This is a genomic window from Dyella japonica DSM 16301, assembly GCF_001010355.1.
Taxonomy (GTDB): domain Bacteria; phylum Pseudomonadota; class Gammaproteobacteria; order Xanthomonadales; family Rhodanobacteraceae; genus Dyella; species Dyella japonica.
The window spans coordinates 1-496 of record NZ_JPLA01000204.1 but is presented as its reverse complement, the minus strand read 5'-3'; the positions used below and the strand labels follow the sequence as shown (position 1 = coordinate 496).

The 496-nt window shown below is 42.3% G+C and carries 1 protein-coding gene; it reads right to left on the bottom strand.

Going from position 1 to position 496, the window contains the following annotated elements; translation table 11 throughout:
- Positions 1-127 precede the first annotated feature (127 nt).
- Positions 128-412, bottom strand: coding sequence for a hypothetical protein (locus tag Y882_RS19830; protein WP_211259259.1), 285 nt, complete (start codon positions 410-412; stop codon positions 128-130).
- Between the last annotated feature and the right edge of the window lie 84 nt (positions 413-496).

Here is a 496-nt window from a genome sequence, read left to right as displayed (position 1 = left end):
GTAATGCAGAGAAAGAACTGGATAAGACATCCACACAAGAGAAGAACAATATTGCTAAAGTGCTAATCTGAATAGATGCCCATTTGAAACAACGTATCCAATTAGGAAACAATTTCCACATGTTTGGTTAACTTGCGAACCCTGCAAAAATCTCCCGTCTGGCAGCAGCCAGTATACCAATAATGATACCTGCTCCAGCCCATACCCATTTACCAAACAATCCAGCACCAACAACTTTGTGTTTGATGGTAATGAACTCTTCAATAGTAGGGGCAGACTCAGCCAGAGACTTTTCTACATTCTCTAGTCGAGTGTCCATCTTATTAATAGACAGTTGAAGGTTACGTACAGCATCATCTAAATCTTGCCGAGATTTAGCATCACGGGCATTATTTTCGAAGAGTGTCTTCATACGTTCCTCCATTCGAGCTAGGAGCACCTCTACGGATTCATGACTCATGCTAAATCCTTATCGAAAAAGCCGGGTATCCCCGGC

Coding starts and splice junctions, on each gene's coding strand:
- Y882_RS19830 (WP_211259259.1), bottom strand. CDS start 412: ATGAAGACACTCTTCGAAAATAATGCCCGTGATGCTAAATCTCGGCAA.